This is a genomic window from Aureimonas sp. AU12, from assembly GCF_001463705.1.
In the GTDB taxonomy this organism is placed as follows: Bacteria; Pseudomonadota; Alphaproteobacteria; order Rhizobiales; family Rhizobiaceae; genus Aureimonas.
The window spans coordinates 35,724-52,055 of record NZ_BBWH01000014.1 but is presented as its reverse complement, the minus strand read 5'-3'; the positions used below and the strand labels follow the sequence as shown (position 1 = coordinate 52,055).

Sequence of the window (16,332 nt, the reverse complement as noted above, 5' to 3'; positions counted from 1 at the left end):
GATCGAAGGGGCCTGCAGGCAGGGGGGCAGACCCCCGCCGCTCATTCGCTCCAGGTGACGTCGGTGACGTCGTTGGACGGGATGGGCTCGTTGACCCAGAGCCCGTTCAGCTTGGCGTTCCAGACGCCGAGCTTGGGCATCACGAAGAGGTAGAGGGCGGGCACGTCGGCGGCGAGCATGCGCTGCGCCTCGCCGTAGAACTGCAGGCGGGTCGCCTCGTCGCTGGCGGCGTCGGCCTTGGCGATCACCTCGTTGAAGGCGGGGTTCTCGTAGCCGAAATAATAGTCCGGCCGGGCGTAGATCGCGATGTCGAGCGGTTCGGCATGCGCCACGATCGTCATCTCGTAGTCCTTGCCCTTCAGGACTTCGGACACCCACTTGGCCGGAAATTCCGTCGGTGCGATGGTCATCGTCACGCCGATCTCGGCGAACATCGCCTGCATCACCTCCGCCGAGCGGATGGCGTAGGGCATCTGCGGCACCTTCATCGTGAAGGCGAAGCCGTCGGGATGGCCGGCCTCCGTGAGCAGCGCCTTGGCCTTTCCCACGTCGTAGGGATGGACGGCGGTGAGATCGACATAGCCGGGATCGTTCGGCGTGTAGTGGCTGCCGATCGCCTGCCCGAAACCGCTATAGGCGCCCTCGATCAGCGTCGCGCGGTCCACAGCCATCATCAGCGCCTGCCGGACGCGGATGTCGTCGAAGGGCTTCACGGCATTGTTCATGCCGGCCACGACCTTGAGCTCGGTATTCCCTGCGACGGCGGCAAAGCGAGGGTCGCTGGCGAAGGCACCGAAGAGTTCCGGCGCCGACAGCTCGGGAAAGGCGTGGAGACCGCCGGACTGGAGGGCGGCGACCTGCGCCTGCGGATCGCCGACGAAGCGGAAGGTCACGGTGTCGAGGCTGCTGGGATTGGCCGCGTCCCAGTAGCTCGGGTTCTTCTCGAGAACGACGCGGTCGCCCTTCGTCCAGCTCTTGAAGCGGAAGGGGCCGGTACCGACCGGCTCGGTCCTGTCCGTCTCGGCGCTCTTCGGGCCGACCATCACGGAGGCTGGCCAACCCAGCCAGTAGAGAAGGTTGCCGGCGGGCTGCTTCAGCTTGAGGACGAGCGTTGCGGCATCCGGCGTCTCGATGGTGTCGATGACGCTGTAGAACTGCTTCTGCGGATTGGTCGAAGCCTCGCCGCGCGCCCGGTCGAGGGCGAACTTGGCGGCGGCGGAATCGAAGGCTTCGCCATCGTGGAAGGCGACGCCCGTCTGCAGCGCGAACGTATAGGTCCGACCATCCTGCGAGATCGTCCAGCTCCTGGCGAGCTGCGGCTGCACCTTGCCGTCGCGGTCGATGCGCACGAGGCCCTCGAAGAGGTTCTGCCACGTCACCTGACCGATCGCCACGGGCGCCGCGACGGTGGGGTCGAGCCCCGCCGGCTCCACCGACATGCCCAGCACGAGATCGGTCCGCGGAGCCGCCTGTGCAGCACCGAGAGCGCCCAGGGAGATCGAGGCGGCAAGGACGAGGCGGCCGGCGATCCGGTGCATGAACGTCAACAGCGGGAAATCCCTTCGATCGGCCCCGGCTTCGCGCCGGGGGGAATGTTGCAGCGCCGCGCAGACTGGCCCAAATCGCCGCGGGGAACAATGGCGCGCTGGCGATCCGGCCTGCCGGGAAGACCCGGCGCCGCCTTGCTTGACCCATCGGTGTTGGCGGCGAGGCATGGCGTGTGAATCCGCTCCCATGAGCGTCGGACCCGATGCGGGTAGGCGACGCGCGCTGCCGCGACGCCAAGGCTGCTCAGCGCCGCTTGAACGCATCCGCCAACGCCGCGCCGAAGGCACCCTGCGAGGGCGCCGGGCTGGCCGGCGGGCTGCGCGGGGCCCGTGCATCCGCTGGCTTCGGCCGGGGCTCGCGTGACGAGGGAGCGCCGGTGCCGCGCCCATCCGCGGCGTCGGCCTGCGTCTTCATCGACAGCGAGATGCGCTTGCGCTTGGGGTCGACTTCGAGAACCCGGACCCGCACCACCTGTCCGGCCTTCACCACCTCGGACGGATCCTTCACGAAGCGATCGGAGAGCTGCGAGACGTGGACGAGCCCGTCCTGGTGGACGCCGATATCGACGAAGGCGCCGAAGGCCGCGACGTTCGTGACCGTGCCTTCGAGCATCATGCCCGGCAGGAGGTCGCCGATCTCGTCGACGCCGTCGGTGAAGGTGGCGGTGCGGAAGGCGGGTCGCGGGTCGCGGCCGGGCTTTTCGAGTTCGGCGATGATGTCCTTCACCGTCGGCAGGCCGAAGCCCTCACTGATGAAGCGCGCGGGGTCGAGGCCGCGCAGCGTCGCGCTGTCGCCCATCAGCGCGCGCAGATCCTTGCCGACGGCGGCGACGATGCGCTTGGCCACCGGATAGGCCTCCGGATGAACTGCCGAGGCATCGAGCGGCTCGGTTCCGCCCTGGATGCGCAGGAAGCCGGCGCATTGCTCGAAGGCCTTAGGCCCGAGGCGCGGGACGGCGAGGAGCTTGCGCCGGGTCGCGAACGGCCCCTCGCGGTCGCGATGGGCGACGATCGCCTCGGCAAGGCCCGGGCCGATCCCCGAGACATGCGAGAGGAGGGCGGGGGAAGCGGTGTTGACGTCGACGCCGACGGCGTTCACCGCGTCTTCCACCACCGTCTCCAGCGCCCGCGACAGCGCGCCCTGGTCGACATCGTGCTGATACTGGCCGACGCCGATGGCCTTGGGGTCGACCTTGACGATCTCGGCCAGCGGATCCTGCAGGCGCCGCGCGATCGAGGCGGCGCCGCGCAGCGACACGTCGACATCAGGCATCTCGCGCGAGGCGATCTCGGAGGCGGAATAGACAGAGGCCCCGGCCTCGCTCACCACCACCTTCGTCGGCTTCACCGCGCCCGGCAGCTCGGCGATCACGTCGGCGGCGAGCTTCTCGGTCTCGCGGCTGGCCGTGCCGTTGCCGATGGCCACCAATTCGACGCCGTGGCGCACCATCAGCGCGGCGAGCGCGGTCGAGGCGCCGCGCACGTCGTTGCGCGGCTGGAACGGATAGACGGTGGCGGTGTCCACCAGCCGCCCGGTCCCGTCGACCACGGCGACCTTGACGCCGGTGCGGATGCCGGGATCGAGGCCCATCGTCGCCTTGGCGCCCGCAGGCGCGGCAAGCAGAATGTCCTTCAGGTTGCGCGAGAAGACCCGGATCGCCTCGGCGTCGGCGCCGTCCTTCATCGAGCCCATCATGTCGGTGGAGAGATGGACGTGGATCTTCTGGCGCCAGGCCCATCGCGCCACCGACATCAGCCACGCATCCGCCGCCGTGCCGCCGGCGGTGTTGATGCCGAACTGGCGCGCGATCATCGCCTCCACCGGCTTCACCGGCGAGGGATCGTCGGCATCCACCTCGACGCCGAGCGTCACGACGCCCTCCTTCGCGGCGCGCAGCAGCGCCAGGACGCGGTGGCTGGGCGCGCTCGCCCACTTTTCCTCGTGGTCGAAATAGTCCGAAAACTTGGCGCCGGACTCTTCCTTGCCGGGCACCACGCGGGCGCGCAGCCGCGCCTTGTCGACGAGGTGCCGGCGCATGGCGCCGACGAGCGCGGGGGTCTCGGCCATCGTCTCGGCGACGATGTCGCGCGCGCCTTCGAGCGCGGCCTTCACGTCGGCCACCTGATCGCCCAGGAAACCGGCGGCGAGCGCGGCGGGGTCCACCGTGCGATCGGTGAGGATGCGCTCGGCCAAGGGCCCGAGACCACGCTCGCGGGCGGCATCGGCGCGCGAGCGGCGCTTGGGGCGGAAGGGCAGGTAGAGGTCTTCGAGCACGCCCCGCGTCGGCGCGGCGTCGATGGCGACTGATAGCGCCGGTGTCATCTTGCCCTGTTCGGAGATCGAGCGGCGCACCGTGTCGCGGCGCGCTTCCAGGTCGCGCAGGCTGGCGAGCCTTGTTTCGAGGGCGCGAAGCTGGATGTCGTCGAGGCCGCCGGTCGCTTCCTTGCGGTAGCGGGCGATGAAGGGAACCGTGGCGCCGCCGTCGAGAAGGGCGACGGCGGATGCGACCTGCGCCGCGCTCGCGCCGATCTCGCCGGCGATGATGGCCTCGATGGTGGGGCGCGCGGCGCTCATGGCGTCTCTCCTTATGGGTTCAGCGAGACGATTACCCCCGACCCCGGCCGGCGGCAAGGAAACGGCGCGGATCGTCCGCGCCGTTCGGGTCTTGATCGGGGCGGGCCGGCGTCAGCCGAGGGCGACCTCGAAGCGCGCCTCGGTCTTGGCGGTGATCTCCTCCAGCGTGACGCCGCTGGCGAGTTCGATCAGCGTCATCTTCGGCTCGCCGCGCCGCTCCAGCGTGAAGACGCCGAGATCGGTGACCACGAGATCGACGACGCGCGTGCCGGTCAGCGGCAGGTCGCACTGCTTGAGGAGCTTGGGCTGCCCCTTGGCCTCGTGCTCCATCAGCACCACGACGCGCTTCACCCCGGCGACGAGGTCCATGGCGCCGCCCATGCCCTTCACCATCTTGCCGGGGATCATCCAGTTGGCGAGGTCGCCGTTCTCGGCGACCTGCATCGCGCCGAGGATCGACAGGTCGATATGGCCGCCGCGGATCATCGCGAAGCTGTCGGCGCTGGAGAAGTAGGAGGTGGTCTTCAGCTCGGTGATCGTCTGCTTGCCGGCATTGATGAGGTCGGCATCCTCCTCGCCCTCAAACGGGAAGGGGCCCATGCCCAGCATGCCGTTCTCGCTCTGCAGGCAGACGTCGATCCCTTGCGGAATGTAGTTGGCGACGAGCGTCGGGATGCCGATGCCGAGATTGACGTAGAACCCGTCCTGCAATTCCTTCGCCGCGCGGGCCGCCATCTCTTCGCGTGTCCAGGCCATCAGACTTCCTCCCCTGCGGCCGCCGGTGCGGCGTTCTCGTCCCGGCGCCGGCGCACCGTGCGCTGCTCGATATGCTTGACCGGTCCGGGCACGTGCACGATGCGCGACACGAAGATGCCGGGCGTGTGGATCGTGTCCGGGTCGATTTCGCCGGGCTCGACGAGATGCTCGACCTCGGCCACGGTGATGCGGCCGGCGGTCGCCATCATCGGGCTGAAGTTGCGGGCGGTCTTGCGGTAGACGAGGTTGCCCTCGTGATCTCCCTTGAAGGCATGAACGAGCGCGACGTCGGCGACGAGCCCGCGCTCCATCACGAACGTCTCGCCGTCGAACTCGCGCACCTCCTTGCCGTCGGCGATGATCGTGCCGACGCCAGTCTTGGTGAAGAAGGCGGGAATGCCGGCGCCGCCGGCGCGGATGCGCTCGGCCAGCGTGCCCTGCGGATTGAACTCCAGCTCCAGCTCGCCGGAAAGATATTGCTGCGCGAACAGCTTGTTCTCGCCGACATATGATGAGGTCGGCATCCTCCTCGCCCTCAAACGGGAAGGGGCCCATGCCCAGCATGCCGTTCTCGCTCTGCAGGCAGACGTCGATCCCTTGCGGAATGTAGTTGGCGACGAGCGTCGGGATGCCGATGCCGAGATTGACGTAGAACCCGTCCTGCAATTCCTTCGCCGCGCGGGCCGCCATCTCTTCGCGTGTCCAGGCCATCAGACTTCCTCCCCTGCGGCCGCCGGTGCGGCGTTCTCGTCCCGGCGCCTTGAAGGCATGAACGAGCGCGACGTCGGCGACGAGCCCGCGCTCCATCACGAACGTCTCGCCGTCGAACTCGCGCACCTCCTTGCCGTCGGCGATGATCGTGCCGACGCCAGTCTTGGTGAAGAAGGCGGGAATGCCGGCGCCGCCGGCGCGGATGCGCTCGGCCAGCGTGCCCTGCGGATTGAACTCCAGCTCCAGCTCGCCGGAAAGATATTGCTGCGCGAACAGCTTGTTCTCGCCGACATAGGACGAGACCATCTTGCGGATCTGCTTGGTCTCGAGCAGTCGCCCGAGGCCGATCCCGTCGACGCCGGCATTGTTGGAGATGACCGTGAGGCCCTTGACGCCGGACGCCTGGACGGCATCGATCAGCGCCTCGGGAATGCCGCAGAGGCCGAAGCCGCCGGACATCACCACCATGTCGTCGCGCAGAATGTCGGCCAGCGCCTCCGTGGCGCTTCCATAGGTCTTTCGCACGTTCCTGCCTCCTCCTCGTCGCCGCGCCTCGCGCCGGTGAACCCATGAGGGTTCGAGACATCGGCAGCGGCACTCCCGGCGGCAGAATAGGAATTGCGGCGGTCGCCGGGTTAGTCGTATTTCTACCCTATGCGTGCAGCCTCGCCCCCATCCCCGAACCCCGGCGGTCCCGGCTTCTCGCTCGACGACATGCCGGTGCCGATGGTCTATGCGACGCACCGCATCATCCGCGACTGCAACGCCGAGTTCGCCGCGCTCTTCGGCTTCGAGCGCGCCGATCTCGTCGATCGCAGCTTCTCGCGGCTCTATCCGGACCTCGCCGACTTCATCCGCACCGGCCGGATGTGGCGCTCGGGGCTGGCGGGCGGGCAGGTCTTCGACGACGCACGCCTGATGGCGGATGCCGGCGGGCGCCGCTTCTGGTGCCGGGTGCGCGGGCGCAGCCGCAACGCCGCCGACCCGTTCGCCGCCGCGCTCTACTGCTTCGAACCGATGGCGCGCGCGCCGAACGCCATGGCGATGACGCTGACCGGACGCCAGCGCCAGATCCTGACGCTGGTGGCGCAGGGGAAGACCAGCCAGTCCATCGCCGACGAGATCAGCCTGTCGCGCCGCACGGTGGAGGCCCATCGCCTGCGCCTCGTGAAGGCGGCCGGCGTGCGCAACGGCGCCGAGCTGGTGGCCTGGTTCCTCGCCTCGGTGCCGGAAGCCGGGGAAGCCGGCGCGCACAGGCTGCGGTGAATCGTCGCCGTTCCTGCCGCACGGGTCCGGGCGCGCGGGTATCGCTCCATTGATGAAACGCCAGTCTTCGCAGGCACTTGGCTACAACTTCCGGTATGGATGCGATGACGATCAATCAACGCTGCATCACCGGTTCGTGTCAGGCTAAACGACAATCTGTGGTCGGTGATCGTTTCCCCGGCCAAGAGGGCGCACTGCGCATGGCATAGGCCCGCGCCACGGATAGGGATGGGCGATCGGGCATGGAGGACGAAGCGGCGCCGTTGACGCGACGGCCCTCGATCACGGTGATCGGCGATCTCGTCGAAGGGTGGCCGCCGCATGGGCTGGGTCCCGACGATCTCGATCGGCTGTCGCGGGACGCTCTGCTCCGGCGCACCGAGGACCAATTCGGGCTGCAGGGCGACGAGGCGGTGGACCGCGACGGGCTCGCGGTCGTCGGCGGCTATCTCGAACGGCTGCCGCTCGCCTGCGTCAAGGCCGGGCTCGCCGACCATGCCGAGATCTGGCACCACGCGCGGTCGCTGGACGTGCCGCCGCTGCGCCGCGAGAGCGCATACTTGGCGCGGCGCGTGTTCCGGCTCGACGGCGAGGGCGCACCCTTTTCCTCCAGCGACATGATCGATTTCATCCGTGAAGAGGGCGCGCCGCATATCCTCGTGGTCCTCGGCCTCGGCGTCGACGAGCGGATCCTTCGAGCCTGCGCACGCAGCGTCATCGTCTACAATTCGATCGACGCGCCGTCGCTGCGCGTTCCCCCCGAGGTCAGCCGCCATTTCGACCTCGTGCTCACGGGCGCCGAGTGGCAGTCCGACGAGGTGCGTGCCCGCCATCCCGGCATGCGCTGCGCGGTGATGCCGATCGGCCCGGAATTCGCCGATCCCGAGACGTTTCGCCCGCTCGGAGCCGAGAAACGCCACGACGTCGTCTACGTCGCGGCCGCGCAGGGCTACAAGCGCCACGACATTCTCTTCGAGGCGCTCGCCGCCGCGCCCCGCCCGCTGCGGGCGCTCTGCGTCTTCGGCTATGGCGAGATGGGCGAGGCCCTTCGCGAGGAAGCGCAAGCGCGGAGCCTCGACATCGAGTTCGTCGGCCCGCCCGGCGTACCCTTCGCGCAGGTCAACGCGCTGATGAACGCGGCGCGGGTCGGCGTCGTCTGCGGCGTCGACGACGGCGCCCCGGCGATCCTGACCGAATACATGCTCGCCGGCTTGCCGGTTCTGTCGAACGAGAAACTGGCCTGCGGGCTGCAGTTCATCACGCCCGAGACCGGGCGAACCGCGCCTGCCGAGGGCTTCGGCGCGGCGCTCTCCGCGATGCTGGACGATCTCGGCTCTTTCCGGCCGCGCGAGGCCGTGCTGGCGCGCTGGACCTGGCCACACACCGTCGAGCGCTTCGGCGAGATCGTGCGCCAGGTTGCGGCCGCAAAAGTCATGCTGCAACGCGGGAACGGTTCATGACACTTCGAGTTGAGCCTTGAACGATAAGGGGCGCACATTGCCGTCAGCAACGATCGACGTTCCATCCGCCCACGGTCGCCGGTCCGGCGAAAGTCTTGGGACACCGCCGGGCGAGGCGCCGATCATCTGTTTTTCCCATCTGCGCTGGGATTTCGTGACGCAGCGACCGCAGCACCTGATGCGGCGCTTCGCGAGCGACCGGAAGGTGTTCTTCTTCGAAGAGTACATCCCCTGCGACCATCCGTTGCCCTACCTCGAGTTTCACCCGTTCCCGGCCGACGGCGTCGTGGCGCTGCGCCCGCGCCTGCCGCACTGGTGGAGCGTGTCCGAGCGCGAGGCCGCCCTGCGCGACCTTCTCGCCATGCTCGTCGACACGGTCTGCGCCAGCGAGCCGGTGCTCTGGTTCTACACGCCTCTCATGTTCGCGTTCGCCGCGGACGTGAAGGCCGCGGCGGTCGTCTACGATTGCATGGACGAACTCACGGGCTTTCGCTTCGCCGATCCGCGCCTCGTCCAGATGGAGACGGCGCTCATCGCGCGGGCCGACGCCGTCTTCACCGGCGGCTGGAGTCTTTACGAGGCCAAGCGGCACCGCCACGCCAACATCCACGCCTTCCCCTCCGCCGTCGATGCCGCACATTTCGGCCGGGCGCGGGGCGCCGATCTCGCCCTTCCCGGCGATCAGGCGGTCCTTCCCGGCCCGGTGCTCGGCTTCTACGGCGTGATCGACGAGCGGCTGGATCTCGCTCTCCTTCGCGACGTCGCGGCGCTGCGGCCGGACTGGAGCCTCGTGATGCTCGGGCCGGTCGCCAAGATCGACCCGGCCGACCTGCCGCGCGCGCCGAACCTGCATTGGCTGGGCTCCAAATCCTACGGCGAGCTCCCGGCCTATCTCGGGGGGTGGGACGTGGCGTTGATGCCCTTCGCCATCAACGAGGCGACGCGTTTCATCAGCCCGACGAAGACGCCGGAATACCTGGCGGGCGGGCGGCCCGTGGTCTCCACCGGGATCGCCGACGTGGTGCGCCACTATGGCGAACTTGACGGCGTCGCGATCGCCTCGGATGCTCCCGGCTTCGTCGTGGCCTGCGAGGCGGCGCTGGCACTCGGGCGCACGGGCCCGTGGCTGGAAGCTGCCGACGCTGCGCTCGCCGGAATTTCGTGGGACGTGACGCAGGCGCAGATGGCGCGCATCCTGTCGGATGCCGTGATCGCCGCGCGCTCGGCCGGCACGCACGCCGCCAACGACGAGGCGCCGGGCGCCCCGGCGGTCCATACGATCGACCGGCGCGAGCGTTTCGACACGCTCGTGGTCGGCGCGGGCTTTGCCGGAGCGGTGCTGGCGGAACGGTTGGCCGAGGGCTCCGGCCAGCGCGTCCTCGTCGTCGACCGGCGCGACCATATCGGCGGCAATGCCTACGATCATCACGACGCGGCGGGCGTTCTCGTCCACCGCTACGGGCCGCACATCTTTCACACGAACAGCCCGAAGGTGGTCGACTACCTCTCGCGGTTCACGGCGTGGCGCCCCTACGAGCACCGGGTTCTCGCCAGCGTCGGCGAGCATCTCCTGCCGATCCCGATCAACCGCACGACGTTGAACGGTCTCTACGGCCTCGACCTCAGGACCGACGCCGAAGCGGCGGCTTTTCTGAGCGCGCGTGCCGAGCCGGTGGCGGAGATCCGCACCTCGGAGGACGTCGTGGTGGCGGCGGTCGGGCGCGAGCTCTACGAGACCTTCTTCCGTGGCTACACCCAGAAGCAGTGGGGCCTCGACCCCTCGCAGCTCGACCGCTCGGTGACGGCCCGCGTGCCGACCCGCACCGACACCGACGACCGATACTTCCTCGACCGGTTCCAGGCGATGCCGGCAGACGGCTACACAGCGATGTTCGAGCGTATGCTCGACCATCCCGGGATCACGGTTCGCACCGGCACCGACTATCGTTCGGTGCGCGAGACCATCGATGTCGGGCATACGGTCTTCACCGGACCGGTGGACGAGTTCTTCGACCATCGCTTTGGCCGATTGCCCTATCGCTGCCTCGCCTTCCGGCATGAGACGCATGATCTTGAGCAGTTCCAGCCGGTGGCGGTGGTGAACTATCCCGCCAGGGACGTGCCGTACACGCGGATCACCGAGTACAAGCACCTGACAGGCCAGAACCACGCCAAGACGAGCGTCTCCTACGAGTTCCCATGCGACAAGGGCGACCCCTATTATCCTGTGCCGCGCGAGGAGAACCAGGCGATCTACCGGCGCTATGAGACGCTCGCCAACGCGACGCCCGATGTCAGCTTCGTCGGGCGGCTCGCCACCTATCGCTACTACAACATGGATCAGGTCGTGGCGCAGGCCCTCGCCACTTATGCCCGCATGGGCGGCCAGCCGGCGATGGCGGGCGCCGGTGCCGGGGTCTCGACGCTGACGGCCGGGCCCTCCACTTGAGCCCAGCGGGTTCGGTGCCGCGGCGCCTTCGTATCTGCCTCGCCACCGACAGCCTCATTCCGTCTGGCGTCGGCGAGCACATGCTGGCGCTGGCGCGCGAGCTGTCGCGCCATGACGACGTGGTGATCGCCGCCGATCCCCGCAGCGGGCTCGTCGCGCACGCCCTTCGCGAAGGGCTGGCCGCGATGCCTTTCGATGCCGACGAGCCGGGCTCGTTCGGCGATCGGCTCGGCCGTTGGCGCGCTGACGTCCTCCATGTCCATGCCGGCATCGGCTGGGAGGGGCATGCGCTCGCCGAGATCGGGCGCATGGCCGGGCTCGGCCGGGTCGTGCGCACGGAGCACTTGCCCTTCGTGCTGACCGAAGCGGACGAGATCGCGGCCTATCTTGGCGCGGTCGCCGATCTCGATGCCGTGGTCTGCGTCTCCGATGGCGCCGCCCGAAGCTTCGTGGCGGCCGGCGTCGCGCCGGACCGGGTTCACGCGATCCGCAACGGCATTCATCCACGCAAGGGCTCGTATCCGCGCGCCGAGGTCCGGCAGTGGCTCGGGCTCAAGCCGGATGTGCTGGTGCTTCTCGTGGTCGCCCGGCTGACGGCGCAGAAGGGGCATGCCATCCTTCTGGACGCGCTCGGCGCCGTGCTCGCCGCCCATCCCGGTCTCGTCTGCCTCGTGGCTGGCGAGGGCCCCTTGCACCAGGCGCTGGAAGCGCAAGCCGAAGCCGCCGGGCTCAGTGAGGCCGTGCAGTTTCTCGGCCATCGCACCGACGTGCCCGATCTCCTGGCGGCCGCCGACTGTCTGGTGCTGCCCTCGCTCTTCGAAGGCCTGCCGCTTGTGGTGCTCGAAGCCATGGCGGCCGGGCGTCCGGTCGTCGCCACCCGGATCGGGGGCACCGACGAGGCGGTGGTGGACGAGGAGACCGGCTGGCTCACCGAGCCCGGCGACCCCGCGTCGCTGGCGGCAAGGCTGATGCAGGCGCTGGATGACCCGGCAATGCTGGCGCGCGCCGGCCAAGCCGGGCGCTTGCGCTTCGACACGATGTTCCAGGCCGCTGGCATGGCGGAGGCGACGCTCGCCCTCTACCGTCGGCTCGCGGCATCTTCTCAAGACGCAGTCCAGGACAGTGACATGAAGACCATCCGTATCGGCTTCGTCGGAGCCGGGGGCATCGCCCAACGCCATCTCGGCATTCTCGAACAGTTCACCGACGTCGCGATCGTCGGTTTCGCCGACACCGATCGCGCCCGGGCCGAAGACGCGGCGCTGCGTTTCGGGGCGCGTGCCTTCGGCGATGCGGCCGAGATGATGGACGCCTGCGCCCTCGATGCCGTCTACATCTGCATCCCGCCCTTCGCGCACGGCGCGCCGGAGCGTGCTGCGATCGAGCGCGGTCTGCCCTTCTTCGTCGAGAAGCCGGTGGCGCTCGATATCGAGACGGCCGAGGCAATCGCGGCGGCGGTGGAGGCGAAGGGCCTCGTCACCGGTGTCGGCTACCATTGGCGCTATCTCGACACGGTGGACGAAGCGCGCGCGCTCCTCAAGGACAATCCCGCGCAGCTCCTGTCGGGCTACTGGCTGGATTCGACGCCGCCGCCGCAATGGTGGTGGCACGAGGACCGCTCCGGCGGCCAGATGGTCGAGCAGGCGACGCATCTTCTCGATCTCGCCCGCTTCCTCGTCGGCGAGGTCACGGAAGTCTATGGGCGCGCGGCGCACAAGGACCGCACCGACTTCCCTGGCCTCGACGTGCCCACCACCTCGACGGCGAGCCTCACCTTCGCCAGCGGCACCGTCGCCAACATCGCCTCCACCTGCCTTCTCGGCTGGAGCCACCGCGTCGGGCTCCACATTTTCGCCGACAGGCTGGCGATCGAGCTGACCGACCGCGACATCATGGTGGATGTCGGGCGCGGGCGGCCGGTGCGCGGCGCCGACGGCGACCCGGTCTGGCGCGAGGACCGCGACTTCATCGACGCCGTGGCGGGCGGTGAAAACCGCATCCGCTGCACCTATGGCGACGCGGTGGCGACGCACCGGCTGGCGCTCGCCGTGGTGGAATCGGGCCGCAGCGGCGAGGTGATCCGCCTCACCGCCCCGGTGCCGGCCCGTGCGGCGCTGGCGCCGTTGCAGTTTCCCCCGCGACCCGAGCCGGGCCAGCTGCCGCCGGGCCATCGCCACATCCGCTCGCTCGGCGTCGAACGGCCCGGCGAGGCCTATCACTTCCAGTACGAGGAAGGCCCGCCCGGCGACGGCCAGGTGCGGCTCGACACGCTCTATACCGGCTTCTCGGCCGGCACCGAGCTGACCTTCTACAAGAACACCAATCCCTATCTCCATTCGCGCTGGGATGCCGGGCGCGGCGTCTTCGTGCCCGGCGAGGCCGGCCAGCACTTTCCGGTGCCGTTCCTCGGCTACATGGAGGTGGCCCGCGTCACCGAGGCGAGGGCGCCGGGCTTCGCTACCGGCGACGTCGTCGCCTCGACCTATGCCCACAAGAGCGGCCACACGGCCGACCCGTTCCACGATCTCCTGATCAAGATGCCGGCTGGGCTCGATCCGATGCTCGGCATTTACGTCGCGCAGATGGGGCCGATCGCGGCGAACGGCATCCTTCATGCCGACGCGGAGCTTGCCGGGGCTCATGTCGAGCGGCTGGGGCAGGGGGTCTGCGGGCGCCCGGTGCTGGTCGTCGGCGGCGGTGTCGTCGGCCTGCTCACGGCGCTCTTCGCGGCGCGCGCGGGCGCGGCCGAAATCGTGGTCGCCGATCCCTCGCCGTTCCGCCGTGGGCGGATCGAGGCGCTCGGCTTCACGGCGATGGACGAGGACCAGGCCTGGGCCTACGCCAAGGCCAACTGGCACCATGGCGGCGGCGATCGCGGCGCCGACTTCGTGTTCCAGACGCGTGCCGACGCCCGTTCGCTGCAGGCGAGCCTGCGAGCGCTGCGCCCGCAGGGCACGGTGATCGATCTCGCCTTCTACCAGGGCGGGACGGAGGCGGTGCGGCTCGGCGAGGAGTTCCATCATAACGGCCTGTCGATCCGCTGCGCGCAGATCAACCGGGTGCCGCGCGGTCTCGGCTTCGAGTGGAACAAGCGGCGGCTGGCGCAGGAGACGATCGGGCTCCTCACCGAGCGCGGCGGCGACATCGCCAAGCACATGATCACCCATGTCGTGCCCTTCGAGGAGGCGCCCGCCTTCCTGCGCCATCTCGTGGATGAGCGACCGGACTTCCTCCAGATCGTGTTCAAGGTCCGCGATTGATGTCGGCAATGGTTCAAGCGTCAGCCAATCCGTCGGGCAGGGAGGGGCCGGCGGACGAGGAGGGGCCGATCCGCATCCTCTTCGTCTTCGCCTGGCTGGTGGTGGGGGGCGAGGAGACCGAGGTTCGTCTTCTCGCCCGGCATCTCGACCCCGCGCGCTACCGCATCGACGTCGTCGCCTGCTTCCGGCGGGACGGCATGCCCGAGCAGACGCACGAGCAGCTGGAGGCGCTCGGCGTCTCCGTCGACCGCACGCCCTATGCGCTCTCCTTCGAGGATACGATCTCCTATCTCGCGGGCAAGCTGGCGGCCTACGATCTCGTGGTCTCCTGCCAGAACGTCGCCGACATCTATCCGGCGCTGGAGCGGCTGCACCATCGTCCGGCGCTGATCGAACATGGCGGGCTGGTGTCGGAGGCGCTCGGCGGCCCCAAGCACTTCACCCGACGCTATGTCGGCGTCTGCCGCTCGATCCGCGACGCCGCGGCCTCGCGCATGCCCGGCCGCGAGGCTGACGCCGTCGAGATCCCCTCGATGGTGGATCTTGGCGCCTTCGATCCCGCGACGCGCGTGCCGATGCGCCGGGCGCTCGGCTTCGGCGACGAAACACCCGTGATCGGCTGGGTCGGGCGGCTCGACCCGAAGAAGCGCGTTGAGGATTTCATCGAGGCGGCTGCGATCGTGCGGCGCACGCGTCCGGACGCGCGTTTCCTCGTCATCGGCGGCCCCGACGCCTTCCTGCCGGATTATGCGCAGGCGCTGCACGCCCACGCGGCCGCTCTCGGCCTTGGCGGCACGCTGCGCTTCCTCGGCGATCGCGCGGACATTCCCGAGTTGCTGTCCGCCCTCGACGTCTTCGCCTGGCTGTCGCGCGGCGAGGGCATGCCGCATGTGATCGCAGAGGCGGGCGCTGCCCGGCTGCCGGTGCTGGCGACGCCCGACAACGGCGCGCTGCAGCAGATCGAGGACGGCGTCAGCGGCCTCTTCGTGCCGCACGAGGATCCGCAGGCGCTGGCCGCCGGGATGCTCGCGCTGATCGGGGATCCCGAGCGCCGGGCTCGGCTCGGCTTGGCGCTGCGCGCCACGGTCGAGCGCGACTATGCGGTGCCGGTGGTGGTGGCGCAGTGGGAGGCTGTCATCGCCGAGGTGCTGGCCGAGACGCGGCGCCCGGCGCACCGCCCGGCGCTGTTCCGGTCGTTCTTTCACGGCGGCTTCGAGTCATCGACGCACCGGCGCGCGCACGACCGCCGGCGGGTGGACATGATCGCCGCGAGCTACCACGATCGTTTCGCCCAAGAGGACTATACGGCCCTGCGCGGACACGCCATCGCCACCGTCCGTGACGGGCTGCGCTGGCATCTGATCGAGCCCGAGCCCGGCCGCTACGACTGGACGAGCCTCGAGGCGCAGCTGAGCGCGGCGGAGGCAACGGGGACGCAGGTCGTCTGGGACATCCTCCACTATGGCTGGCCGGACGATCTCGATATCTGGCGCCCCGAATTCGTCGCCCGCTTCGCAAGGTTCGCGGCCGAGGCGGCCCGGGTGATCGGAGCGCGCACAAGCGGAACGCGCTTCTACGCGCCGGTCAACGAGATCTCGTTCTTCGCCTGGGGCGGCGGCGATGCCGGCTACCTCAACCCCTTCGCCCATGGGCGGGCGCACGAGTTGAAGGTGCAGCTCTCGCGCGCCTCGATCGCGGCGATGGAGGCGATCCTTCTCGTCGATCCCGCCGCCCGCTTCGTCCATGCCGACCCCGTCATCAACGTGATCTGCGATCCCTCGCGCCCGCACGACGCTGCTCATGCCGAAGGGCACCGGCAGGCGCAATTCCAGGCCTGGGACATGCTGGCGGGGCGCGCCTGGCCACAGATCGGCGGGCGCGAGGCGCTGCTCGACCTCGTCGGCGTCAACTACTACTTCAACAACCAGTGGATCCACGGCGGCCCGCCGATCGATCTCGGCCACCCGCTCTACAAGCCGTTCCGCGCCATCCTGACCGAGACCCATTCCCGCTATGGGCGCCCGATCTTCGTCGCCGAGACCGGAATCGAGGGGGATCGCCGGCCGGACTGGCTGGCCTACGTCGGCTCGGAGGTGCGCGCGGCCATGCGCGCCGGCGTGCCCGTGGAGGGGATCTGCCTCTACCCCGTTCTGGACCATCCCGGCTGGGACGACGAGCGCTATTGCCCGAACGGGCTGCTGCGCTTTGCCAGCGACCCGAACGGTCGCGGCGCCGAGCCGGCGGTCGCCGCCGAGCTTGCGCGACAGCGCGCGGCGTTCGCGGCGGCGGGCCTCGTCGTCTGAGGCCA

The 16,332-nt window shown here is 69.4% G+C and carries 8 protein-coding genes and 2 pseudogenes; 5 read left to right on the top strand and 5 right to left on the bottom strand.

Going from position 1 to position 16,332, the window contains the following annotated elements; genetic code table 11:
• Positions 1–41: 41 nt before the first annotated feature.
• The 5 genes and pseudogenes from AUL33_RS05860 to AUL33_RS23020 all read right to left on the bottom strand — a co-directional run.
• Entirely contained in the window at positions 42–1,538 is a 1,497-nt protein-coding gene (locus tag AUL33_RS05860; protein WP_062205066.1) for an ABC transporter substrate-binding protein, read from the bottom strand.
• Positions 1,539–1,791: 253 nt separating this feature from the next.
• Positions 1,792–4,122: a Tex family protein gene (locus AUL33_RS05855; RefSeq protein WP_062205043.1), complete on the bottom strand. Its 2,331-nt coding sequence runs from the start codon at positions 4,120–4,122 to the stop codon at positions 1,792–1,794.
• 111 nt (positions 4,123–4,233) lie between these two features.
• Positions 4,234–4,878, bottom strand: coding sequence for a CoA transferase subunit B (locus AUL33_RS05850; protein WP_062205041.1), 645 nt, complete (start codon positions 4,876–4,878; stop codon positions 4,234–4,236).
• Positions 4,878–5,514: pseudogene (locus tag AUL33_RS23025) on the bottom strand (3-oxoacid CoA-transferase subunit A); the annotation flags it as partial. The gene AUL33_RS05850 and the pseudogene AUL33_RS23025, both read right to left, overlap by 1 nt.
• A 123-nt stretch (positions 5,515–5,637) precedes the next feature.
• Positions 5,638–6,057: pseudogene (locus AUL33_RS23020) on the bottom strand (CoA transferase subunit A); the annotation flags it as partial.
• A gap of 186 nt (positions 6,058–6,243) precedes the next feature.
• On the opposite strand from AUL33_RS23020, the gene AUL33_RS05835 reads away from it, so the two are divergent.
• The 5 genes from AUL33_RS05835 (at position 6,244) to AUL33_RS05815 (ending at position 16,327) form a co-directional block, all read left to right on the top strand.
• A complete protein-coding gene (locus AUL33_RS05835; RefSeq protein ID WP_156419302.1) occupies positions 6,244–6,855 on the top strand; it encodes a PAS and helix-turn-helix domain-containing protein in 612 nt (203 codons plus the stop codon).
• Between the two features lie 242 nt (positions 6,856–7,097).
• Positions 7,098–8,315, top strand: coding sequence for a glycosyltransferase (locus tag AUL33_RS05830; protein ID WP_082652353.1), 1,218 nt, complete (start codon positions 7,098–7,100; stop codon positions 8,313–8,315).
• A gap of 178 nt (positions 8,316–8,493) precedes the next feature.
• Positions 8,494–10,764 (top strand): UDP-galactopyranose mutase, encoded by a 2,271-nt coding sequence (gene glf / locus AUL33_RS05825; protein WP_156419301.1) that lies wholly within the window; start codon positions 8,494–8,496, stop codon positions 10,762–10,764.
• A gap of 14 nt (positions 10,765–10,778) precedes the next feature.
• Positions 10,779–14,024: a glycosyltransferase gene (locus AUL33_RS05820; protein ID WP_062205034.1), complete on the top strand. Its 3,246-nt coding sequence runs from the start codon at positions 10,779–10,781 to the stop codon at positions 14,022–14,024.
• Between the two features lie 8 nt (positions 14,025–14,032).
• Complete coding sequence (locus AUL33_RS05815) at positions 14,033–16,327, top strand: glycosyltransferase family 4 protein (protein WP_062205020.1); 2,295 nt, start codon at positions 14,033–14,035, stop codon at positions 16,325–16,327.
• Positions 16,328–16,332: the final 5 nt, after the last annotated feature.

Bases quoted from the DNA above. Each gene is read 5' to 3' on its own strand.
- AUL33_RS05855 (WP_062205043.1), bottom strand. From the start codon at position 4,122: ATGAGCGCCGCGCGCCCCACCATCGAGGCCATCATCGCCGGCGAGATC.
- AUL33_RS05830 (WP_082652353.1), top strand. From the start codon at position 7,098: ATGGAGGACGAAGCGGCGCCGTTGACGCGACGGCCCTCGATCACGGTG.
- AUL33_RS05835 (WP_156419302.1), top strand. From the start codon at position 6,244: ATGCGTGCAGCCTCGCCCCCATCCCCGAACCCCGGCGGTCCCGGCTTC.
- glf (WP_156419301.1), top strand. From the start codon at position 8,494: ATGCGGCGCTTCGCGAGCGACCGGAAGGTGTTCTTCTTCGAAGAGTAC.
- AUL33_RS05850 (WP_062205041.1), bottom strand. From the start codon at position 4,878: ATGGCCTGGACACGCGAAGAGATGGCGGCCCGCGCGGCGAAGGAATTG.
- AUL33_RS05860 (WP_062205066.1), bottom strand. From the start codon at position 1,538: ATGCACCGGATCGCCGGCCGCCTCGTCCTTGCCGCCTCGATCTCCCTG.
- AUL33_RS05815 (WP_062205020.1), top strand. From the start codon at position 14,033: ATGGTTCAAGCGTCAGCCAATCCGTCGGGCAGGGAGGGGCCGGCGGAC.